The following is a 21,590-nucleotide window of genomic DNA, read 5'->3' as shown; positions in this document are numbered from 1 at the left end:
ACGAGGTGGACCAGGCCGTCGACGTGCGTGCCGTCGGCCTGGAGGCGCGACACCAGTCCGTCGACCGCGCTGCGGTCCGCCAGGTCGCACCGCTGGGTCGTGACCTGCGGGACGGACGCGCGCAGTGCCTCCAGGCCGCCCTCCCTCGCGCCGACGGCGACGACCGCCGCACCGGCCGCGACCAGTGCTCGGGACACGGCCGCGCCGCTGGTGCTGGTCGCTCCGGCGACCAGCACCGTGCGGTCGGCGAGTGGGCCGCCGCTCACGCTGCGGCGGCCGGCACGTCGTCCGTCGTCCCCGTGATGCCCGCGGTCGACTGGATGACGGTCGCCATCTTCTTGTTGAGCGCCTCGTAGAACATCGAGAGCGGGAACTCGTCGTCGAGCACGGCGTCCGTGTAGCCCTTCGGCGGCCCGGCGAGCGTCTCCTGCGGCAGCCCCTTCGCCCAGGCCGAGGCCGGGTGCGGCGTGAGCGTCTGCGTGAGCATCTCGTAGGCGGCGAGCCAGTGCGCCGACTTCGGGCGGTCGATCGAACGCCAGTAGAGCTCGTTGATCTGGTCGCTCAGCGCGATCACCACGTCGGGCACGGCGTCCCAGTCGATGGTGAGCTGCGTGTCGGTCCAGTGCAGGACGCCGTGCTGGTGCAGCCACGCGAAGAGGAGCTGGCCGCCGAGCCCGTCGTAGTTCCGCACGCGGCTGCCGGTGATCGCGAAGCGGAAGATGCGGTCGAACAGCACCGCGTACTGCACGAGCTTCGCGTGGTCACGGATCGCACGCTGTGCCTCCGACAGCTCGGCGTCCGGCACCGCGGACAGCGACCGTTGCAGGGACACCGACTCGCGGAACGCCGTGAGGTCGCAGCGCAGTTCCTCGAGCGAGTAGAGGAAGAACGGCATGCGCTGCTTGATCATGAACGGGTCGAAGGGCAGGTCGCCGCGCATGTGGGAGCGGTCGTGGATGATGTCCCACATCACGAACACGCGCTCGGTGAGCTCCTGGTCGTCGAGCATCGCCGCGGCGTCCTCGGGCAGGTCGAGCTTCGTGATGTCGGCGGCGGCGCGGACGACCCGGCGGTAGCGGGCTGCCTCGCGGTCCTGGAAGATCGCGCCCCAGGTGAACGCCGGGACCTCGCGCATCGAGACCGTCTCGGGGAACAGCACGGCGGAGTTCGTGTCGTAGCCGGGCGTGAAGTCGACGAAGCGCAGGGCGACGAAGAGCTTGTTGCCGTAGTCGCCGGCCTCGAGCTCGGCGATGAAGTCCGGCCAGATGACCTCGACGAGCAGGGCCTCGACGAAGCGCGAGGCGCTGCCGTTCTGCGTGTACATCGGGAACACGACGAGGTGTCCGAGGCCGTCGACGCGGTGCTGCTGCGGCTGGAAGGCGTTCAGCGAGTCGAGGAAGTCCGGGACGCCGAAGCCCTGGTCCTGCCACGCCGCGAAGTCCCGCGCGAGGAGGTCGAGGTACGCGGCGTCGTGCGGGAACGCGGGGGCGAGTTCGGCGATCGCGGGGACGACCACGGCCAGCAGCTCGGACGCGGTGGCGTGGTCGGCGGGGTCCGGCACGGAGCCGTCCGCGGCCTGGAGGCCCTGGAGCGCGACGACTGCGTCCTTCAGTCGGAGCCAGGCCGGGTGGGTGGCGACCTCGCGGACCGGGCGGTGCGCACCGGCCGCGGTTTCGTCGCCGGTCCGGCGGTCCTCGACGACCTCGGGCTCTCCGATGATGGCGTCCTGGGTGAACCTCTGGACGAACTGCGACATCTCGAACCTCCCGTCGTCGGGCCGGCGTACATGGCCGGACCGCCTCGATCGGCGGCCCTGACGGAATCCTAATGAGGACTGCGAGCGGCATTCTTGCCACTTTCCGGCGCTTTCCTGCGCGCCCGGGCGCACCACGCTCGCAACCGTGCGTGGCACGCACGACATCGTGAGCGGAGCGCTCCTGGCCCCCGTCCGGGACGGTCATCCTGCGGGATGATCCGGCTGGCCGACCGGTCTCGCTACGGTGACCTCGACCGCGTGCCGCTCGGGGCGTGCGCTCGCAGACAGGGGTACCCGACGTGGACCGTCACCACCGCCAGCACCGCCCTCGCCGTCACCGCCGATCGGGCCGGACGCGCCGCACCGGAGCCGCTGCCGTCGTCGCCGCGTTCGCCGTCGCCGTGAGCCTCGCCGGTAGCCTCGTCGCGCTGCCCGCCGTCGCCGCGCCGTCGGACGGTTCGACGGCTCCCGCGGTCGGGTCGAACAGTGCACCCACGCCGGGCACCACGGTCGCCACGGGCACCACGGGCGCCACCGGCAGCGCCGGCAGCTCCGGCAGCCCCGGCAGCTCCGGCAGCTCCGGCACGACGATCTCGGCCGGTGCGGCGCCCGTCGCGTCCGGGCCCGGTTGGACCGTGACCCCGACCGACAGTGGGTACACCGTCACCCTCACGCTCGACGAGCCGCTGGTCGTCCGTGCCGCGGCCCCGACGCTCGTGGTCGACGGCACCGACATCGGCGTCGCGACGACGAGCCTCGACCAGCGGACCCTGACGGTCACCACGACGGACCCGTCGGTGGCGGACGCGACGAGCGTCGTGCTCGGCTCGACCGGCGGCGTGCAGCGGCCCAGCGGCGCGGCTCCGCAGGTGCAGGCGAAGCCGCAGGCCGTCCCGCGGGAGACCCCGGCTCCGCTCGACGCCGACCCGGCCGCAGCGGGACCGTACTCCGTCGTCCGTGCCGACTACGACCTCGGTGACCAGGTCGAGACGATCCGCGGGTTCGCCGGTCGCAAGGGCGAGATGCGTGCGGCGGTCTGGCTGCCGTCGAACGCGCCGGGGAAGCGTCCGGTCGCGGTGTTCCTGCACGGCCGTCACGAGGTGTGCTCGGGCGGGACCCCCTCGAAGACCGGCTGGCCGTGCGGCAAGGGGCAGACGGTGATCCCGAGCTACCTCGGCTACACCGCAGCGGCCCAGGCCCTCGCGAGCAACGGTGTCGTCGTCGTCTCGATCTCCGCGAACGCGATCAACGCCCTCGACGGCACCTACGCGGCGGACGGGGGAGCGGAGGCCCGGGGGCAGCTCGTCCTCGACCACCTCGCCCTCCTGCAGCGCGCGGATGCCGGTCAGGAGCCACGACTGTCGTCGAGGCTCGTCGGCAAGCTCGACCTCGGGCACGTCGGTCTGATGGGGCACTCCCGTGGCGGCGACGGCGTGGTCCGCGCAGCGCTGCTCAACAGCCAGCGGAAGCAGCCGTTCGGCATCGTGTCGGTGCTGCCGCTCGCTCCGACGGACTTCGGTCGGACCACCCTGCCCGACGTCGACACCGCCGTCGTGCTGCCGTACTGCGACGGCGACGTGTCCGACCTGCAGGGGCAGCACTTCTTCGACGACTCCCGGACGGCGTACGGCGACGACGTCCTCCGCTCCTCCGTGCTCGTGATGGGCGCGAACCACAACTTCTTCAACAGCGTGTGGACCCCGGCCACCTACCCGAAGGACTCGTTCGACGACTGGTACGACGACTCGGACGCGGTCTGCGGCGCGAAGGCCAAGGGGACGACCCGACTCTCGTCCTCTGCGCAGTACGCCGTCGGCACGAGCCTGGTCAGCGGGTTCTTCCGCCTGACCCTCGGCGGCGAGCAGCAGTTCCTGCCGTACTTCGACGGCAGCGGACGGGTCCCGGCCGCGCTCGGGAAGGCGGACCTCCGGGTCACCGCGTCCCTGCCCGGGAGCACCCGCCGCGACCTCGCGCTCTTCACCGCGCAGGACCCTGCCGTCACGACGGCCGGAGCGCTCCGGGCCGCCACGTGCGCCAGCTCGGACGGGATCGCCGTCGCGAGCGCCCTGCCGACCTGCGTCACCGGGGAGACCACCGCGCCCGACTACGTGCCGGCGTGGCTCGCGCCGTCCGTCCCGGCGACGCCCGCCCTGCACGTCACCCCGACCGGGAGCGCGACCGGCGGCGAGGTCCGGGTCGCCGTCAGCCCGACCGCTGGCGACCTGTCGTCGTTCTCGGCGCTCTCGTTGCGCCTCTCGCCCGACGACCGTGCGACGTCGGCCGCTGACGTGAGCGTCCGCCTGACCGACGCCGCGGGCGCAGCGGCGAGCGTCCGGCTGTCGGACGTCAGCCGTGCGGGTGCACTCCTGCCGGGTTCCCAGGACGCCGTGCGCAAGACGCTCCTGCAGGAGGCGCGGGTTCCGCTCGCCTCGTTCACCGGCATCGACCTCACGAGCGTCCGGCAGGTCGCGGTCGTCGTGCCGAAGGGGAAGAGCGGCCTGCTGCTCAGCGACCTCTCCGCGGTGCCCGAGTCGTCGCTCGGGACCCCGGAGGTGGTCGACCGGCCCAGCGTCCGCGTCGTCGACCGGTTCGTCGACGAGGGCAACGCCACGGGCACCACGCGCGTCGCGATCGTGCTCTCACGGCCGGCGGAACAGGTCGCGACGGTCGCGTTCGACCTCGACGCGTACGACGAGACGGTGCGCTCGACGGTGCAGTCCGTCGTGTTCCAGCCCGGCGACACCTGCCGGTCGGTGGCGGTCACGAAGGTGGGGAACCGGCGTGCGTCGGAGTCGCCGACGACGGCCTACCCCCTCTCCGTGAGCCTCACACAGGGTGGCGCCGTGCTCGGCGGCGGGACCGGCACCCTGACGCTCCGTGAGGACGACGGAGTCAGGGTCGACGGCCGGACCCGGGCGTCGGCCCCTCCCGTCGGCAAGGCCGGTGAGGCGTGCGCCGAAGCGCAGGCAGGCAAGGGCACCGTCACCGCGAACCCGACGCAGCCGAAGCGCGGCAAGAGCGTCGCCTGCACGTCCAGCGGCTTCCGTCCGGGTGAGTCGGTGGCGATGCGGATCGACGGCGGTGCCGTCGTGCGGGTGACGGCGAACTCGGCGGGGACCGCGACGTACACGATCGGCGCGACCCGGACCGTCGGGAAGCACACCGTGTCCGCCCAGGGGTACGGCTCGGGGCGCACGGCCTCCGGCTCCTTCACGGTCCGCCGCTGACGCCGCCGACCCGCGGCTGCGCACACCGACGCGGACCGGAGGCGCGGGTCGGGTCCGCCCCGCGCCTCCGGTCCGTCAGCCCGTCCGTCCGCGGACACGACCACTCGGTCAGCCGGCCGGTGCCGGTCGACGGCCGGCTCGCACCGGGCGCTGCTGCAGGAGGAGCCGACTGCGTCGCGAGCGCACCCCCCGGTCCCTCGGCGTCACGCGCGTGCGGCCGCCACAGCTCGTGACGCGAAGGTGCGGAGTGCGTGGTGCAGCAAGGCGCTGTCCCCGTTGCGGTGCGCGGCGGCCGCGAGCTGGAGTGGCCCCGCGGTGCGGTGCAACCTCGCTCTGGCGAGCTCGTCAGGACGCAGGTCTCGTCGCAACTCGTCGGCCGGGAAGCTCCGGACGAGCCAGGACAGGTCGATCGCGGGGTCAGCGACGGACGCGTGGTCGACGTCGATCAGTCCGACCGAGTCCGTCGCGACGAGGACGTTGAACGGGCTGAGGTCGCCGTGGACGACCGCGGGAACCGCGTCCGCCTCTGCGTGGAGGAGCTCCGCCACCACCCCTCGTGCCAGATCGCGCAGAGCCGAGGTCGGCAACGCCTCGGTCGTCTCGTCGACGATGGCCGGCCATGCATCCCCACCGCACCAGTCACGGACCGGCCGCAGTGCCTTCGCTCCCGGCAGGTGCGTCGGCAGACTCCGCAACCGCTCGAGCACGGGCAGGTAGACCCGTCGCGCCTCCGCCCAGGTCGATGCCGTGAGCGCGGCGCCGTCGACCCGTGTGTACACCGCAGCCGTCCAGTCCCGCGTCGAAGCGGGCTCGAGGACGGGGGTGGGGACCGCCAGCCCGTGCGGGAGGTCCTGGAAGCGCCGCGAGTTCTCGGCTTCAACGGTCGTGCGGTGCCGGTGGCCGGTGCCGAAGGCCACCCGCACCGCGACGTCCTCGAGCAGGACCACGCCGTGGAAGGCGCCGTGCACGAAACGCCGATCGCGCCACCGAAGAGCGGGCCAGGTGGCCTCGAGGGCGGTGGCCACGGGTGCCAGATCGACCTCTCGGAGGTTCACCGGGTCGCGCGACACGGTCACACTCCTGTCCCGCGGACGGCTGGCGAGCAGTTGACGGAGAACGTCGTGGTCACTCGGCGATCCTCGCACCTCGAGCGTGCCCGTCCTGCCTCGCACCGGGCCGTTCGGGCGTCGGCTGAACGGTCACCGCCGTCCGCGGACGTACGCGCTGCCGTCGCACGTGTGCACCGCATCGTCGTCGACGAGCAACCGGAGCGAGTACTCGGCGCAGTCGACGAACGTCCCGATGCTGATCCACCACGACGACCGCCGCAACTGCCCCTTCGACGGTCCGTCCGACCCGATGCCCGCGCGGTGCACGACCCACTGCAGGTCACGGGCCTCGCTGTCGAGGTACCGCATGACGGCCTCGTTGTCGCGGTGTTGTCCGTCGTAGCTCTTCGCGATGGTGCGACGGACGATCTGGAGCACGAGCGGCAGGCGCTTGCCGGGCTTCGCACTGAGACCGCCCGCCTGGTAGAGGAACCGACGTACGCCCTGCCGACGCATCGCCGGCACGAGCGCACGGACGAACTCGTCGTTGATCATCCGGGTCGCCTGCGTCGCCCGGTCCCCGAGCATCGCCACCACGGCGTCCACGCCGTCGAGCAGGGCGTCGAGGTCGAGTGGCTCCGTGACGGAGCCCCGCACGACATCGAGCTGGTCGTGGGTGGTCGCGAGCTTCGAGGGTGTGCGGGCGACGGCCCGGACGGTGTGCCCCGCGGCGAGGGCGAGGCGGACGAAGTGCTGACCGGTCTGACCGGTGGCACCGAACACGAGGATGCGCATGTCGTCAATCTAGGCACTGACTAGAAAATAGGCAACGCCTAGATCGGGATTAGGATGAACACGTGAGCGAGCGGCCCTTCCACCACGGCAACCTGCGAGCGGTGCTGCTCGACGAGGCCGTCACCGTGCTCCGGGGATCCGGTGTCGACGGGCTGTCCCTCCGCGACCTCGCTCGACGCGCAGGAGTGAGCCACGGCGCACCCCGCAGCCACTTCGTCGACCGACAGGCGCTGCTCGACGCCCTCGCCGTGACCGGCTTCGAGCGACTGACGGCAGCGGTGCGACGAGCCCTCGCCCGTTCCGGCGACGACCTCGACGGCCGGTTCCGAGCAGTGGCGCGCGCGTACGTCGACTTCGCGATCGACGAGGCCGCGCTGATGGAGCTCATGTTCCAGGCGAAGGAAAGCGGCGGTGGCGGACCCACGGCGGAGTCCGCGGCGACCCTGTTCGCGGTGCTCGACGGCGCGATGGGCCCGCGGCCGGGAGACGGCGGCGACGAGGACGCGCGGACCACGTTCGGGATGCTGTTCGCCGCCACCATGCAGGGCATCGCCGCGCTCGTCGCGTCGCGCCGGCTCGAACGGACGCACGCCGACGGGCTCATCGACGCGGCGACCGACATGATGCTCGCGTCGGACCTCCGCGCGCGAGCCGTCACGGAGCGCTGATCCCGCCGGCCGAACCGCCCCGTTCGTTCTCCGCCACACTGGCGACATGCTCTCGGTCCGCGTCTCCGCTCCCGCCCCGCTCGCGGAGGAGCTCCGCGCGCGGTTGTCGACGGACCCGACCGTCTCGGACGTCACGGTCCTGCGCGCCGCCTGCCTCGACGGGCACGGCGACGTGCTCCTCTTCGACATGGCCCGCGAGAACGCGAACAACGTCATGCGGATGCTCCGGCACGCCGGCGTTCCGGAGCAGGGCACCATCGCCGTCTACGACCCGGTGACGGTCGTGTCGGACGCTGCGGACGCCGCCGAGCGAGCAGCACCGGGACACCCTGCCGACGGAGTGCTCTGGGCGCAGCTCGCCGACAGTTCCCGGGAGGACGCGCGCCCCTCCGTGTCGTTCTTCACCTTCCTGCTCCTGGCGACGCTCATCGCCGGGATCGGTCGGCTGCTCGACCAGCCGGTCCTCATCATCGGCGCGATGGTGGTCGGGCCGGAGTTCGCCCCGATCGCCGCGACCTGCTACGCCGTGGTCCGTCGGCGCTTCGGCATCGCGGGTGCCGCGCTGGCGACGCTCCTCGCCGGGTTCGCCGGCTCCGCGCTCGTGTCGTGGGGCCTCTGGGCAGCCCTGTACGGGGCGGGCCTGATCACGTACGAGCAGGCGACGACCGGGCAGCAGACCGAGTTCATCGTCGCGCCGGACGGGTGGTCCTTCGTCATCGCGGCGCTCGCCGGCATCGCGGGGGTGCTCTCCATCACCTCGGCGAAGCCGTCCGCGCTCGTCGGGGTGTTCATCTCGATCACGACCGTCCCCGCGGTCGGGACCGTCGGACTCACACTGGCGGTCGGCGCCTGGGACGAAGCATCCGGCGCGGTCGTGCAACTCCTCGTCAACCTCGCAGGGCTGCTGCTCGCGGGCACGGTGACGCTCGCGGTCCAGCTGCTCTTCGGCCGGTGGGTCGGTCGGCGGCTGCAGGAGCGTCGGGCAGCCCGGAGATGACGGTGCGCGCGACCCGCGCGGCCTGCTTCGACCTCGACGACACGCTGTTCGACCACCGAGGAGCGGCCCGCGCCGGCGTCCGACGGTTCCTCGGCGACCTGGGCGTCGACGTCGACGAGGCGGTGCTCGCGGCGTGGACCCGAGCCGAGGACGAGCAGTACGAACGGTGGCGGTCCGGCGCGATCAGCTTCCCCGAGCAACGGCGGGAACGGCTCCGCATCGTCCTCCCGCCCCTCGGCGTCACGCTGCCGGCCGACGACGCGGGGCTCGACGATCTCTTCGACGACTACCTCGCCGCCTACCGGGACGCCTGGCGGGTCTTCCCGGACGTCGTGCCGCTGCTCCGGACACTTCGGGAGCGCGGGTACCGGATCGGTCTCCTCACGAACGGCTCCGAGGCGCAGCAGCTCGAGAAGCTCGCCTGGACCGGCCTCGACGCGGCGTTCGACGCCGTGTGCATCTCGGAGCGGATCGGCGTGCAGAAGCCCGATCCACGCGCCTTCACGATCCTCGCAGAACGGCTCCGGGTCGATCCGCAGGCGTGCGTCTTCGTCGGGGACGACCCCGAGAAGGACGTCCAGGGTGCCCGGCGAGCCGCCATGCACGCCGTGCTGGTCGACCGAGCCGAGCCCGGAGCGCCGGACCTGGCGACGGTGGTCGAGACGGCGCTCGACGCGGGCTGACCCGCGTCAGGCCGACGAGTTGCGGTTCAGCCGGTCAGCCGCCTTGCCGAGCAGCCAGTTGACCGCCCAGCCGAGCACTCCGACCACGGGCACGAACAGGATGACGATCGTCCAGACGATCTTCACGACGTCACTCCGACGACGGTCGCGCCACACCTGCACGAGCGCGACCACGTCGAGCGCGAGCAACAGCAGCAGGACGAGGACGTGGAACCCGGTCAGTCCGACGAACACGCGGTCTTCTCCTTCCGGCACCGGCGGCCCGGTGCGCCCGGACGACACTACGGCCGGCCGGCCACGCTGTCGTCATCCGCTGGGGGGACCGGACAGGAGGCACGGGGCGGACCCGTACCGTGCCTCCCGTCCGGTGCGACCCTGCCGTGCGCCGGGGGCGACCCGCACGTCACCCCAGCAGCGCGGCGATGCGCGCGGCGCGCGCCGCGTCGTCCTGCGCCTCCGGCAGCTCGCCTCGGCTGACGTACCAGAGCGCCGACTCGACGAGCCGGGCGACCGACCAGGCGTGGATCCGTTCCGGGTCCAGCCCCGTCCGGTCGGCGACCAGCGCCGTCCGCTCGACGACCTCGGAGACCGGGTCGGGCAGCGCGAACGGGTCGTCGACCTGCATGAGCAGCGGGCAGAGGTCGTAGGCGGGGTCGCCCGTCATGGGCTTCGGGTCGATCACGAGCCACGGTGCACGTTCTGCCGCGAGGACGTTCCCCGGGTTGTGGTCGCCGTGCACGACGACCTCCTGCGGGGCGGTCCGGGGGAGCTCCCGGAGCAGTGCGACGCCGTGCCGGACGATGCCGGGGTCGAGCGGCGGCGCGAGGGTCTCCATGCGGTGCTCGGCGAGGTCCGCCCACTCGTCGCAGACGTCGACGAGCCGTTCGAACGGGCTCTCCGCGGGCACTCCCGCTGCCCAGAGCCGGGCGACGGCGTCCGCTCCGATCGTCAGCCGCTCCGTCGCGCCGAGGTCGTCCCGATCGCCGAGCCGGGTGCCCGGTTCGCAGCGCTCGAGGAGCAGCACGTACGGGTCCTCGGGGTCGGACCCGAGCAGACGGACCGCACCCCGGCCGTCCCACCACGTGAGCGCTGCGGATTCGTCGCGGGCCTCGCGGTGCGGGAACGACAGCTTGAGCACCGCCGGCTCGCCGTCGGCGGTGGTCACGCTGCGGACGTGCGAGACGCTGCCGCCGCTGACCTCGGGGCCGACGCGGAGACCCCACCGCTCGACGGCGGCGGCGAGCCGTTCCGGCACCGTCCGACGCCAGTCGTCCTCCGTCGGCCACACGCCGGGGATCAGCCGACTACCGGAGTGAGCTTCACCGGCACGGCCTTCGACACCGGGGTGTTGCTGCCCTTCGCGGCACTGTCGAGCGGCACGAGGACGTTCGCCTCCGGGAAGTACGCGGCCGCGCACCCCTTCGCGCTGGGGTAGGCGACGATGCGCTGGTCGCGGAGCACGCGTTCGACGTCGTCGTGCCAGACGGTGGAGACGTCGACGTGCTGCCCGTCCTCCAGCCCGAGCTCGGTGAGGTCCTCCGGGTTCACGAACACGACGTGCCGCCCCTTCTTGATGCCGCGGTACCGGTCGTTGAGGCTGTAGATGGTGGTGTTGTACTGGTCGTGGCTGCGCAGGGTCTGCAGCAGCAGGGTGCCCTCGGGCCGGTCGACGTGCTCGAGCTCGTTGACGGTGATCATCGCCTTGCCGGTCTCCGTGGCGAAGGTCCGCGAGTCGCGCGGGCCGTTCGGCAGCACGAATCCCTCCTTGCTCCCGGCTCGGCGGGAGTAGTCGTCGAAGCCCGGCACGACGTGGCTGATGTGGTCACGGATGACGCCGTAGTCGTCGCGCATGGCCTCCCACGCGATCGGCACGCGGTCGCCGAGGACGGCGCGGGCGAGCTCGCAGACGATCGCGACCTCGGACCGGAGGCCCGGTGCGACCGGTGGCACCTGGCCGTGGCTGCCGTGCACCGAGCAGACCGTGTCCTCGACCGAGACGAACTGCGGACCCGAAGCCTGGACGTCGACCTCGGTGCGTCCCATCGTCGGCAGGATGAGGGCCTCGTCCCCGACGACGGCGTGGGAGCGGTTCAGCTTCGTCGAGACCTGCACGGTCATCTCGGTCCCGCGGAACGCGGCCTCGGCGAGCTGCGAGTCCGAGATCGCCGCGACGAGGTTGCCGCCCATGCCCATCCAGAACTTCACGTCGCCGCGCTGCATGGCCTGGATGCCCTTGAGTGCGTCGACGCCGTGCTCCCGCGGCGGGTCGAAGTGGAACTCGGCCTGCAGGGCATCGAGGAACGAGTCCGGCATCTGCTCCCAGATGCCCATCGTGCGGTCGCCCTGCACGTTGCTGTGCCCGCGGATCGGGGAGGCACCCGCGCCGGGCTTGCCGATGTTCCCGCGGAGCAGCAGGAGGTTGATGATCTCCTTGATCGTGTCGACGGCCTTCGTGTGCTGGGTGATGCCCATCGCCCACGTGATGATGGTGCGTTCGGAGCGGAGGTAGCGGTCGGCGAGCTCGTCGATCTCGGCCAGCGTCAGACCGGTCGCGCGCACCACCTCGTCGTCGTCGACCTGCAGGATGTGCTCGACGAAGGCGTCGTAGCCGCTCGTGTGCTCGTCGATGAACGCGCGGTCGACGACGGTGCCGGGCGCGGCCTGCTCGGCGAGGACGACCCGCTTCGCGACCGCCTGCAGCAGCGCCATGTCGCCGCCGAGCCGGATCTGCAGGAACTGGTCGGCGATCTGCGTGCCGTGGCCGACGACCCCGCGCGGCCGCTGCGGGTTCTTGTAGCGCCGCAGGCCCGCTTCGGGCAGCGGGTTCACGGCGACGATCTCCGCGCCGTTCTGCTTCGCGTCCTCGAGCGCGGTGAGCATGCGGGGGTGGTTCGTGCCCGGGTTCTGCCCCATCACGATGATGAGCTCGGTCTGCTCGAAGTCGTCGTACGCGATCGTCGACTTGCCGATGCCGACGACCTCGGCCATCGCGAGACTCGTCGACTCGTGGCACATGTTCGAGCAGTCCGGCAGGTTGTTCGTCCCGAAGGCCCGGACGAAGAGCTGGTAGACGAAGGCCGCCTCGTTCGAGGTGCGGCCGGAGGTGTAGAACGACGCCTGGTCCGGGCCGTCGAGGCCGTTCAGCTTGTCCGCGATGATCTCGTACGCGCGTTCCCAGCTGACGGGCTCGTAGTGGTCCTTCCCGGCGGGCTTCCACACCGGCTCGGTCAGTCGACCCTGCATGCCGAGCCAGTACTCGGTCTTGTCCGCCAGGTCGTCGACGGAGTGCTCCGTCCAGAACGTCCGCGGCACGGTGATCGGGGTGGCCTCCCACACCACGGCCTTGCCGCCGTTCTCGCAGAACTCCGCGGTCTTGCGCTTGTCCGGGTCCGGCCAGGCGCAGCTCATGCAGTCGAAGCCGCCCTTCTGGTTCAGGGCGAGCATGAGCTTCGCGGTCCGGGCAGCACCGAGCTGTTCGAGCGCAGGACCCATCGAGTGCAGGACGCCGGGGACGCCCGCCGCCCAGTCCTTCGGTTCGCCGACCTCGAGGTCGGCGTCGGTCACGTCGTCGGTCGGGGGCTGCTTCGTCATCGTGCGCTCACGGTCTCTCGGTCGCTGCTGCTGTCGGTGGTGGTGTCGACTTCGACGATGCGCTCCGGTCGGCTGTAGACGACCATGCTCTGGCCCCGGAGGAACCCGACGATCGTGATGCCGACCTCCTTCGCGAGGTCGACGGCGAGCGACGACGGCGCGGACACCGCGGCCAGCACCGGGATCCCGGCCATCGACGCCTTCTGTGTCAACTCGAAGCTCGCGCGGCCGCTCACCATGAGGACGGTGCCGCTCAGGGGCAGCCGGTCCTCCTTCACCGCCCAGCCGATCACCTTGTCGACGGCGTTGTGTCGTCCGACGTCCTCGCGGAGGACGAGCATCCGCCCGGTCCGTCCGTCGAAGAGCGCCGCAGCGTGCAGGCCGCCCGTCTTCTCGAACACGGCCTGCTCGTCGCGGAGCAGGTCCGGGAAGGTCGCGAGGAGTGCCGGGTCGAGCACGAGGTCGTCGTGGAGGACGGCGTGCTGCGAGGTCGTCCGGACGGCGTCGATGCTCGCCTTGCCGCACAGCCCGCACGAGCTCGTCGTGTAGAAGGCCCGCTCCAGACTCGGGTCCGGCGCCGGGACACCGGGCGCGAGGGTGACGTCGAGCACGTTGTACGTGTTCAGACCCTCGTCGGTCGCACCGGCGCAGTAGCGGGCAGCGAGGAAGTCGTCACCACGGGCGATGACCCCCTCGGAGACGAGGAACCCCGCGGCGAGGTCGACGTCGTTCCCCGGGGTCCGCATGGTGATGGCGAGGGACGAGCCGCCGACCCGGATCTCGAGCGGCTCCTCGACGGCGAGCAGGTCCTCCCGGACCGACCGCGAGGTGCCGACGGTGATGCGGGTGACCCGCTTCCGTGCGGTGATCCGGTTCATGGGTCGGGTCTACCACCCGCACCCGTCGCCCACCAGTGCGGTGCGGGTCCCGTCCAGTGCGGACCACCCGTCCCGGACCCGTACCCGACCCAGGAGTCCGTCTCAGCTCCAGGGCAGCCGGAGCGCCGGAACGGTGTCCCCGATCCGTCCGCCACCGGCCCCGACCACCAGCAGCCCGTCCGCGTCCGCCAGGCCGCGGAGCATCGCCGACGACTGGTGGGACGTCGGCACCGCACCACCCGGCGTCGTCCGGTACGCGAGCAGGAGCGCGCCGGGTCGGTCGTTCGGGACGTCGGCCCCGAGCACGACCGAGCCCGGCTGGTCGAGCGCGCGCCCGGTCAGCCCCGCGACCAGCGGACCGCCGAACAGCACCGCGCCGACCATCGCCGCCATCGGGTTGCCCGGCAGGCAGAGGAAGAGGGTCCGGCCGCGTCGGGCGAGCATCGTCGGTCGTCCCGGGCGCACGTCCACCCGGTCGACGACGAGCTCGGCGCCGATCCGTCCCAGTGCGCCGCGGACGTGGTCGGTCGACGACCCGGCGGTCCCGCCCGTCGTGACCACCAGTCGTTCCGTGGCGTCGGCGAGGAGTCGGTCGGTCGCCGCGGGGTCGTCCGGCACCCGGACGGCCGCCACCGTCGACGCACCGAACCGCTGCAGCACGGCGGGGAGCGTCATCGTGAACACGTCCCGCACCCGCCCCGGCTCCGGGACGCCGTGGGCCACGACCTCGTCACCGAGCACCGCGACGCGGGCGGTCGGTGCGGGGACGACGTCGAGGCCGTCGACGCCCGAGGCGGCGGCGAGGGCGATCCGGGGCGGTGTCAGCACGGCCCCCGCGGGGAAGAGCAGCTGCCCGACGGCGACCTCCTCGCCCGCGGGCCGGATGTGGCGACGGGTCCCGACGGTGTGGCGTACGAGGCGGCCGTCGACGACGTCGGCGTCCTCCGAGCGCACGACCGACGTCGTGCCGGGTGGGATCGGCGCCCCTGTGGTGATCGGCCGCGCCCGACCGGGCTCGAGCCGCTCGGTCGACGGGACCGCGCCGGCCACGATCGCCGCACCGAGCGACCACGGGCCCTCACCCGCGACCGCCCAGCCGTCCATCGCTGCGCCGTCGTGCCCGGGGACGTCGCTGCGCGCGGTCAGGTCCGACGCGAGTACCCGCCCGAGACCGGCGGCGAGGTCGATCGGGACACCGGGCTCGCGGAGGGAGGCCCCGGCTGCGTGCACGGCGGCGCGTGCGGCGGTCCACCCGACCGGTCCGCCGGTCACGCTCCGTCCTGCTCGGCGCGCGCCGCGGCGAGGCGGGTCGCGGTGGCGACGGCGTCCGACAGGTCCCCGTCGGTGCCGCCACGGAGCCCCGCGGCGTACCCGACGAGGAACGTCGTGAGCGGCGCGGCCGGGCGGGCGACCCCGTGGGCTGCGTCACGCGCGAGGTCGAGCACGACCCCGATGTCGATGGTGGCGTCCGCGGGGAGTCCGAGCGCCTCGGCGAGCTCGGTCGTCCACGCGGCGAGGACGTCGTCTGTGGTCATGCCGTCAGTCAAGCAGGATGGCCGCCGCCGGACCCCTCGACAGGGTCAGGTGAGCCGTTCGGCGTCGTCCGCGGTGTCGACGTCCGCGCAGAGCGCCGAGGGCACCGGCACCTCGACCAGGTCGAGCGGGGCGGTGAGCCGGCGGAGCGACGCCCCGTCGACCTCGCCCAGGGCGTCGACCGCGGAACGCAGGGCTGCCGAGCGGTACAGGGCCAGGAGGGGCTGGCGCCGTCCGTCGTCGTCCACCGCGACCCATCCGTCCGGCGCCGACCTCGACGGCACCACGAGCGCCGTGCGCAGGACCGCGACCGCCTCCACGGGACGCACCAGGTCGCAGGCCAGCACGAGCGTGGTCGGTGCGCTCGCCGGGACCGCGTCCAGTGCGGCCGCGAGTCCGCTCACCGGACCGCCGAACGGCGGGTCCTCGCGGACGCGCACGACGCTCGCCGGCGACCGGGCGGCGCCCCGCGCTCCCACGAGCACCGTCCTCCGGGCGCCGGTGGCGGCGTCCAGCGCACGGTCGAGGAGCGTGTCGCCCGGCGCGCCGAGCGTGGTCTTGTCCATGCCGCCGAGGCGCGTGGCGCGGCCTCCCGCGAGCAGGACCGCGTCGAAGTCGGAGCTGTCGGGCACGTCCGGACGGTACCGCGTCAGCGGTCGTGCCCCGGCACGTCGGGACCCGTGGGGAGGGTCCAGGTGGCGCCGGGGGTCGCCGCGGCCGGAGCCCCCGCCGAAGGACGCCGTCGCCCGAGTTCGGCGAGCGCCCGTTCGGTGTTCCGCAACCCGCGCCGCGTCTGCCACATCGTGAACACGAGGAACCCGAGGAAGAACACGAGGAAGAGGAGCCAGACCGGACCGGCGCTGACGGCCATGACGACGCTGAGCACCGAGAACAGACCGAACACGACGGGCGCCAGCCACCGGTTGCGGAGCCACTGCCGCTGGTACCGCTCGAGTTCCGAGGTCCACCGGCCCGTGTCGACGTCGTCGGGGACGACGCCCGTGCGCATGGTCTTCTGCATGTCCGTGACGGCGTCGGCTCCGCCGGCTCGACGCCGCCGGACGCCGATGACGATGCCGAACACGACGGTCATGGTGACGGCGGAGAAGAGTGCACCGACCAGTCTCGCGCCGACGTTGACACGCGTCGGGTCGGTGAGGAAGCCGATGCCGAAGTACACGCCTCCGACCACCACGAACATGATCGGCAGCAGTACGGGCAGCGGGAGACGATTCAAGCGGTCCACGGGTCCTCCTCGGGTCGCTCCGCAGCGTGCTCCGGCCGCCATCCGGCCGACTGTGAGCCACGTCCCCCGATCAGCGGCCGGGAGGCTCGACACGGCACCGGCGTGCACACCCGGTCCGAGCGCGGTCGGCTCGCACCGCCGCTGGCGGCTCCGCGGTCAGCTGCAGCGCTCGAGGGTGAAGGACGGCTCGTCCCCGGTGCCGCCGTGGCTCGTCACGAACCCTCGGCCGGCAGTGTTCGACGAACCCCAGTGCTGCACCGTCGTGCACCCGAGCGCGTCGGTCGCCTCCACGACGGGGTCGGAGGCGGTGGCGGAGGACGCGACCACGACGAGCCGGTCGGCCCCGGTCGCGACGAGACGCTCGATCTCGGCCACGGTGAACACCGGCACGTGACCGGAGAACCCGCCGTCCGTGAGGACCTCGCGTCCGGTGTCACCGATGACGTCCGCTGAGATGCGCCAGGAGTCGGACAGGAAGAGCGGCCGTCCGTCCCGTCCACCCCCGTCCTGCTCGGCGGTCCGGACCAGGGCGGCCTCGGCGGGCGTCAGCGTCGAGTGGCCGCCCCAGACGTCCGGCGCCGAGATGCGGAACGCGGAACTCGGGACGACGCTCCGGTCCGCGCCGATCATCCCCGCGCGGGCGAGCGCGAACGACCGGTCCGGGGTGCGGCCGCCGAACGCGTACGCGCCGGTGCCCGTCCCGACCGACGCGTCACCGCCGCTGCCGTCCCGCGCGGCGTCGAGGGCCTGGATCGAGAAGCAGGCCGGCCCGGCGACGACCGCGGCCACGAGCAGCGCCGCAGCCGTCCGACGCCCGCGTCCGCGCGTCCGCACGGAGACGCCGCCCCAGTGCACGAGCAGCGCGATGAGCGCGACGATCGTCAGTCCGACCGCGACCGCGCCGAGCGCCACCGGCTCGGTGGAGGACCGCGCGAGCCAGGTCCACCAGGCGCCCTGCACCACGAGGAGCCCGATCGGGACGGCGCGGAGCCGTCGGTCCGCAGCGTCGACCAGCGACGCGGCGCCCCACCAGCCGACCGCAGCGAGCACCGCGAGCTGGACGCCGACGCCCGCGACGTACGCGGTGTGCGGGAGTCGCATGACGGACAGCACCGCGACCTCGGTGACCAGCCACACGACGACCGTGACGAGCGTGGCGAAGGCGGGTCCTGCCTCCCGGCCGGTGCGACGAGGCCACCACCGGGCCGCACCGATCGCGATGCCCGCGAGCGCTGCGGGCCAGGACCAGCCGACCTGCGAGGCGTACCGGGGCGAGAAGAGCTGGACCAACGTCCGTCCACCCTGCTGCGGGTGACCGCCGAAACCGTGGAACCCGTGCGTCAGGTGTGCACCGGCGCGCGCGAACGCGCCGCCCAGGGCGCTGACGGCGCCCGGCCAGGCTCCCGGCAGGAACCGGTCGACGCCGTTGTAGCCGAACACCATCGCGAACACGCTGTCGTCGGTCGAGCCGTCGACGTACGGGTGGTCCGCCGTCGGGAGCAGTTCGACCACCACCGTCCACGCGAGGCTGGCGACGAGCGTGGACGCGATGAGCACCGCGACGTGCCCGAGCGTCCGACGCCAGCGCGCACCCGGCACCGCCAGCGCGACCGCGGTGCCCACGACGAGCGCCGGGACGACGAGCCACGCCTGGAGCATCTTCGCCTGGAAGCCGACGCCGACGAACAGCCCCGCGAGCACCAGCGGCCACCAGCGACCGGTGAGCGCGGCCCGCTGCCACCACACCAGCGCGACGGCGAGCGCCATCGTGAGGAGGCCGTCCTCCATCGGGTGGCCGAACATCGACACGAAGATCGGGGTGGCCGCTGCGAGGGCCGCTGCCACGAGGCCGACCCGCGCGCCAGCCCACCGCAGCCCCACGACCGACACCGCGACGGTCGTGACCGCGCCCTCGACCACCTGCGGCAGCGCGAGTGCGGCGGTGGACATGCCGAACAGGTGCACGCTGATCGCCTGGGGGACCGCGAAGCCCGCGAGCTTGTCGAGCGTGACGGTCGCATCGGGGTCGAACGAGCCGCTGAGGAACGCGGGCAGGGACTCGGACATCGAGCGGGCCGCCGCGGCGTAGAAGTCCGAGTCGCCGCCTCGTGCGAGGTTCCAGCTCGTGAGGACGGCGCCGAGCACGACGATGACGGCGAGGACGACGAGCTGGCGCCGCGGTTGCTGCAGCCAGCGGGCGGGGCGCGCGTCGGTGCGGTCGGGCATGGTCATGACGGCAATGTGCTGCGCGCATCGATGAGGGAGCCGGGGATCCGCTCCAGTCCGGCAGCGGGTTCGTTCAGGTGGGACCCACCGGTAGCGTGGATGCATGCCCCGCTTCACACCGCCGCCGGCCGACGCCGTCCGCGCACGACTCCTCGACGCGGCCCGTGACGAGTTCGCGTCGCAGGGCGTCACCGGGGCGAAGGTCGAGCGCATCGCCGCCGCGGCCGGGAGCAACAAGGCGCAGCTGTTCCACTACTTCGGCGGGAAGGACGGGCTGTACGAGGCGCTCCTCGTGCAGACCGCGACCGAGCTCGCCACCGAGGCCCCGCTCGACGTCGACGACCTGCCCGCGTACGCCGGTCGGCTGCACGACGCGTACGTCCGGCGGCCGTGGGTGCCCCGGCTCCTGACCTGGCACCGGCTCGAGGGCGGAGCGGTCGCGTCGCTCGAGGACGCGCGAGCGGACGCCGTCGCGGCCGTCGAGGGAGCGCAGCGTGCGGGGGTGCTGCCCCGGACGTTCCGACCCGCGGTCCTGCTCGGGCTGGTCGAGCACCTGGCGGCGTTCTGGACCGAGACCGCGCCCGAGGCCGAGGGGTCCGTCGCGGCGGTGGCCCCGCAACGACGTCGGCAGGCCGTGGTCGACGCGGTGGCGGCGCTGCTCGGACGGTCGGGGGATTCCCGGCCGCGGGGGAGTTCGCTGGGCGCATGAGCGAGTTCGTGAGGGACAACCCGGCTGCCGCACCCGAGGAGCCGGACGCGTTCGGCATCGACCTCGTCGACGGCGACGAGCCGTCCGTGCGCCTGCTCGTGCGCGGCGAGCTGCCGGACTCGCTCGAGCACGACGGCCGCACCTGGGTCGCCACCGACGAGACGCACGACCCGGGCGACGACGGCCCGCCGATCGCCGTGTTCCGCCCGCAGGACTGACCGTGACGGCAGCGGACGAGACCGGACCGTTCTTCCACGGCACCGTCGCGGCGCTGCGGGAGGGGGACCTGCTCGTCGCGGGTCGGCCGTCGAGCTACCGGCCCGAGATCACGATGAACCACGTGTACTTCACGGCGCTCGCGGACGGCGGCGGACTGGCCGCGGAGCTCGCGGTCCTGCTCGCCGGAGGCGGCGAACCGCACGTCTACGAGGTCGAGCCCACCGGGGCCTTCGAGGACGACCCGAACGTCACCGACAAGAAGTTCCCCGGCAACCCCACGCGGTCGTACCGCACGACGGCGCCGCTCCGGATCGTGCGCGAGGTCCACGACTGGACGCGGCTGACGCCGGAGGCGCTCGGGACGTGGCGGGAGCGGCTGGCGACGATGCGGCGGGACCGGGCCGAGATCATCAACTGACGCCCGGCTGTCGGTGTCGGTCGTCGGCCGTACGCTGCCGGCATGCCCGAGGGTGACTCCGTCCACCGACTGGCTGCTCGGCTGCGCGCGGTCGACGGGGCACGGGTCCGCGCCGGTGAGCTCCGCGGCGGCCCGGACGCCGGGCACGCCTTCGTCGGGCAGCGCATCGTGGGCCACGCCACGCACGGCAAGCACCTGCTGACCCGTTTCGACGACGGCTCGACCCTGCACACGCACATGCGGATGCAGGGCTCGTGGACCGTGACCGCTCCGAGTCGACGGCTCCCGCTCCACGTCGCTCGTGACGCGCGGGTGCGACTCTCACTCGACGACGGCCGGACGGTGTGGGGGATCGACCTGCCGGTCGTCGAACTCGTCCCGACCGCCGAGGAACACCGTGTCGTCGGGTACCTCGGTCCAGACCTCCTGCACGACGACTTCGACCGCGACGAAGCCGTCCGCCGGTGCACGAGCGACCCGGCCGCGACGATCCGGACGGTCCTGCTCGACCAGCGCCGGGTCGCGGGTCTCGGCAACCTGTGGGCGAACGAGCTCTGCTTCATCCGCGGCGTCCACCCGGACCGTGCCGTCGGTGACGTCAACGTCCCGGCAGCGCTCGACACGGCACGCCGGATGCTGCGGCACTCGGCCACCGTGCCGGATGCGTACCAGGTGACGACCGGGGTGCTGCGCCGCGGGGAGCGGCACTGGGTCGTCGGACGGGCCGGACGCCCGTGCCTCCGGTGCGGGACGCGGGTGCGGGCGCGTGACGACGTCGAGGTGGTGGGATCACCCTCGCGGCGGCTGTGGTGGTGCCCCCGGTGTCAGCCGGCGCCGACGACGCGCTGATCGGGGGTGGCCCGAGCGAGCCGCCGGCTCAGAGCACCCGCTCGAGCAACCGCAACGTCCCCGCGATGTCGATGCTCCGGTCGAGCAACCACTGCACCTGCAGCCCGTCGAACGCCGCGATGATGAGCGACGCCACCTGCTCGAGGTCGGCGTCCGAGTACCGTCCCGACGCTGCGAGCTCGTCCCGGAGCTGCGCCGCGAGGTCCGCCCGCACGGCCTCGAACCGCTCGGTGAAGAACGCCCGTGCCTCCTCGTTGCCCGGCTCGACCGAGGCACCGAGCAGTGTCGTGTACAGCGTGACGAGCGCCGGTTCGCGGACGTTGTGGTCGGCGACCGCGGTCATGCCGGCGACGACCCCGGGGACCGCCTCGAGCATCCGCGCCGACAGGACGTCCCGCTCGCGGAGCACCTCGACGAGCAGGGCCTCGCGTGACGAGAAGTAGTGCCGCAGTGCCGCGTGCGAGACGCCGATCGCGTCGCCGATGGCCCGGAGCGACGTGCCGTCGATCCCGCGGTTCGCGACGACGTCGAGCGTGCGGTCGAGGATCTCCTGCCGCCGCTGGATCCCCTTGGCGTACGGACCCCGGACGCCGCTTCCCACGTTGGAACTCATCCGTCCAGGCTACGGCGCGACGGAGAGCGGACACGGCGCTCCGAAACGATCGCGTCAAAAACTTCCGACCGGAGGTTTTGAGTGCTACTGTCGCGGTCACCTACCAGCACTAGGTATTCAGACGGGCGTCAGC

Annotated in this window: 21 protein-coding genes and 1 pseudogene; 8 read left to right on the top strand and 14 right to left on the bottom strand. The window is 72.9% G+C overall.

The window, feature by feature from the left end; genetic code table 11:
• Window positions 1–197, bottom strand: a pseudogene (locus tag NS184_RS13505) (SDR family NAD(P)-dependent oxidoreductase); the annotation flags it as partial.
• Window positions 198–262: 65 nt separating this feature from the next.
• A complete protein-coding gene (locus tag NS184_RS13500) occupies window positions 263–1,756 on the bottom strand; it encodes a DUF6421 family protein (protein ID WP_058726626.1) in 1,494 nt (497 codons plus the stop codon).
• A gap of 401 nt (window positions 1,757–2,157) precedes the next feature.
• Here NS184_RS13500 and NS184_RS13490 point away from each other — a divergent pair, with 401 nt between their 5' ends.
• Entirely contained in the window at window positions 2,158–4,983 is a 2,826-nt protein-coding gene (locus NS184_RS13490) for a hypothetical protein (RefSeq protein WP_058726624.1), read from the top strand.
• Window positions 4,984–5,186: 203 nt separating this feature from the next.
• On the opposite strand, the gene NS184_RS13485 is transcribed toward NS184_RS13490, so the two are convergent.
• Both NS184_RS13485 and NS184_RS13480 read right to left on the bottom strand, forming a co-directional pair.
• Window positions 5,187–6,053 carry a phosphotransferase family protein gene (locus NS184_RS13485; protein ID WP_193750480.1) on the bottom strand — a complete coding sequence of 289 codons (867 nt, stop codon included), beginning with the start codon at window positions 6,051–6,053 and terminating at the stop codon, window positions 5,187–5,189.
• A 129-nt stretch (window positions 6,054–6,182) separates the two neighbouring features.
• Window positions 6,183–6,827: an NAD(P)-dependent oxidoreductase gene (locus tag NS184_RS13480; RefSeq protein WP_058726622.1), complete on the bottom strand. Its 645-nt coding sequence runs from the start codon at window positions 6,825–6,827 to the stop codon at window positions 6,183–6,185.
• A 62-nt stretch (window positions 6,828–6,889) separates the two neighbouring features.
• Here NS184_RS13480 and NS184_RS13475 point away from each other — a divergent pair, with 62 nt between their 5' ends.
• Genes NS184_RS13475 through NS184_RS13465 form a run of 3 tightly spaced genes read left to right on the top strand, consistent with a single transcriptional unit; the run spans window position 6,890 to window position 9,175 of the window.
• Window positions 6,890–7,495, top strand: a complete 606-nt coding sequence (locus NS184_RS13475) for a TetR/AcrR family transcriptional regulator (RefSeq protein ID WP_058726621.1) — start codon at window positions 6,890–6,892, stop codon at window positions 7,493–7,495.
• Between the two features lie 46 nt (window positions 7,496–7,541).
• Entirely contained in the window at window positions 7,542–8,492 is a 951-nt protein-coding gene (locus NS184_RS13470) for a DUF389 domain-containing protein (protein WP_058726620.1), read from the top strand.
• Between the two features lie 2 nt (window positions 8,493–8,494).
• Window positions 8,495–9,175, top strand: coding sequence for an HAD family hydrolase (locus NS184_RS13465; protein ID WP_193750479.1), 681 nt, complete (start codon window positions 8,495–8,497; stop codon window positions 9,173–9,175).
• A gap of 6 nt (window positions 9,176–9,181) precedes the next feature.
• Here NS184_RS13465 and NS184_RS13460 read toward each other — a convergent pair whose 3' ends face one another.
• The 9 genes from NS184_RS13460 to NS184_RS13420 form a co-directional block, all read right to left on the bottom strand.
• Window positions 9,182–9,409: a PLDc N-terminal domain-containing protein gene (locus NS184_RS13460; RefSeq protein WP_058726618.1), complete on the bottom strand. Its 228-nt coding sequence runs from the start codon at window positions 9,407–9,409 to the stop codon at window positions 9,182–9,184.
• A gap of 169 nt (window positions 9,410–9,578) precedes the next feature.
• Window positions 9,579–10,463 (bottom strand): aminoglycoside phosphotransferase family protein, encoded by an 885-nt coding sequence (locus NS184_RS13455; RefSeq protein ID WP_058726617.1) that lies wholly within the window; start codon window positions 10,461–10,463, stop codon window positions 9,579–9,581.
• An 8-nt stretch (window positions 10,464–10,471) separates the two neighbouring features.
• On the bottom strand, window positions 10,472–12,766 hold the full coding sequence (locus tag NS184_RS13450) for an FdhF/YdeP family oxidoreductase (protein WP_058726616.1): 2,295 nt from the start codon (window positions 12,764–12,766) through the stop codon (window positions 10,472–10,474).
• Window positions 12,763–13,644, bottom strand: a complete 882-nt coding sequence (gene fdhD, locus NS184_RS13445; protein WP_058726615.1) for a formate dehydrogenase accessory sulfurtransferase FdhD — start codon at window positions 13,642–13,644, stop codon at window positions 12,763–12,765. Before fdhD ends, NS184_RS13450 begins: the two co-directional genes overlap by 4 nt.
• A 102-nt stretch (window positions 13,645–13,746) precedes the next feature.
• Window positions 13,747–14,916, bottom strand: a complete 1,170-nt coding sequence (locus NS184_RS13440) for a molybdopterin molybdotransferase MoeA (RefSeq protein ID WP_058726614.1) — start codon at window positions 14,914–14,916, stop codon at window positions 13,747–13,749.
• Entirely contained in the window at window positions 14,913–15,179 is a 267-nt protein-coding gene (locus NS184_RS17960; RefSeq protein ID WP_058726613.1) for a DUF6457 domain-containing protein, read from the bottom strand. Before NS184_RS17960 ends, NS184_RS13440 begins: the two co-directional genes overlap by 4 nt.
• Window positions 15,180–15,224: 45 nt before the next feature.
• Window positions 15,225–15,809: a molybdenum cofactor guanylyltransferase gene (gene mobA / locus NS184_RS17955; protein ID WP_242863057.1), complete on the bottom strand. Its 585-nt coding sequence runs from the start codon at window positions 15,807–15,809 to the stop codon at window positions 15,225–15,227.
• Between the two features lie 17 nt (window positions 15,810–15,826).
• On the bottom strand, window positions 15,827–16,423 hold the full coding sequence (locus NS184_RS13425) for a hypothetical protein (protein ID WP_058726612.1): 597 nt from the start codon (window positions 16,421–16,423) through the stop codon (window positions 15,827–15,829).
• Between the two features lie 156 nt (window positions 16,424–16,579).
• Window positions 16,580–18,655 carry a glycosyltransferase family 39 protein gene (locus tag NS184_RS13420; RefSeq protein WP_058726611.1) on the bottom strand — a complete coding sequence of 692 codons (2,076 nt, stop codon included), beginning with the start codon at window positions 18,653–18,655 and terminating at the stop codon, window positions 16,580–16,582.
• Window positions 18,656–18,752: 97 nt separating this feature from the next.
• On the opposite strand from NS184_RS13420, the gene NS184_RS13415 reads away from it, so the two are divergent.
• From NS184_RS13415 to NS184_RS13400, 4 genes are read left to right on the top strand one after another with little or no spacing between them, the layout of a single operon-like run.
• Window positions 18,753–19,358, top strand: a complete 606-nt coding sequence (locus NS184_RS13415; protein ID WP_058726610.1) for a TetR family transcriptional regulator — start codon at window positions 18,753–18,755, stop codon at window positions 19,356–19,358.
• On the top strand, window positions 19,355–19,576 hold the full coding sequence (locus tag NS184_RS13410) for a hypothetical protein (protein WP_058726609.1): 222 nt from the start codon (window positions 19,355–19,357) through the stop codon (window positions 19,574–19,576). Before NS184_RS13415 ends, NS184_RS13410 begins: the two co-directional genes overlap by 4 nt.
• Before the next feature lie 2 nt (window positions 19,577–19,578).
• Entirely contained in the window at window positions 19,579–19,995 is a 417-nt protein-coding gene (gene arr / locus NS184_RS13405) for an NAD(+)--rifampin ADP-ribosyltransferase (protein ID WP_058726608.1), read from the top strand.
• 42 nt (window positions 19,996–20,037) lie between these two features.
• Window positions 20,038–20,844 carry a DNA-formamidopyrimidine glycosylase family protein gene (locus NS184_RS13400; protein WP_058726607.1) on the top strand — a complete coding sequence of 269 codons (807 nt, stop codon included), beginning with the start codon at window positions 20,038–20,040 and terminating at the stop codon, window positions 20,842–20,844.
• 28 nt (window positions 20,845–20,872) lie between these two features.
• On the opposite strand, the gene NS184_RS13395 is transcribed toward NS184_RS13400, so the two are convergent.
• Window positions 20,873–21,457 (bottom strand): TetR/AcrR family transcriptional regulator, encoded by a 585-nt coding sequence (locus tag NS184_RS13395; protein WP_058726606.1) that lies wholly within the window; start codon window positions 21,455–21,457, stop codon window positions 20,873–20,875.
• Window positions 21,458–21,590 lie beyond the last annotated feature (133 nt).

Origin of the sequence: Curtobacterium luteum, assembly GCF_001475545.1 — a bacterium.
Taxonomy (GTDB): domain Bacteria; phylum Actinomycetota; class Actinomycetes; order Actinomycetales; family Microbacteriaceae; genus Curtobacterium; species Curtobacterium luteum_A.
The sequence above is the reverse complement of the archived record's forward strand: the minus strand, read 5'-3'. Positions and strand labels throughout refer to the sequence as shown.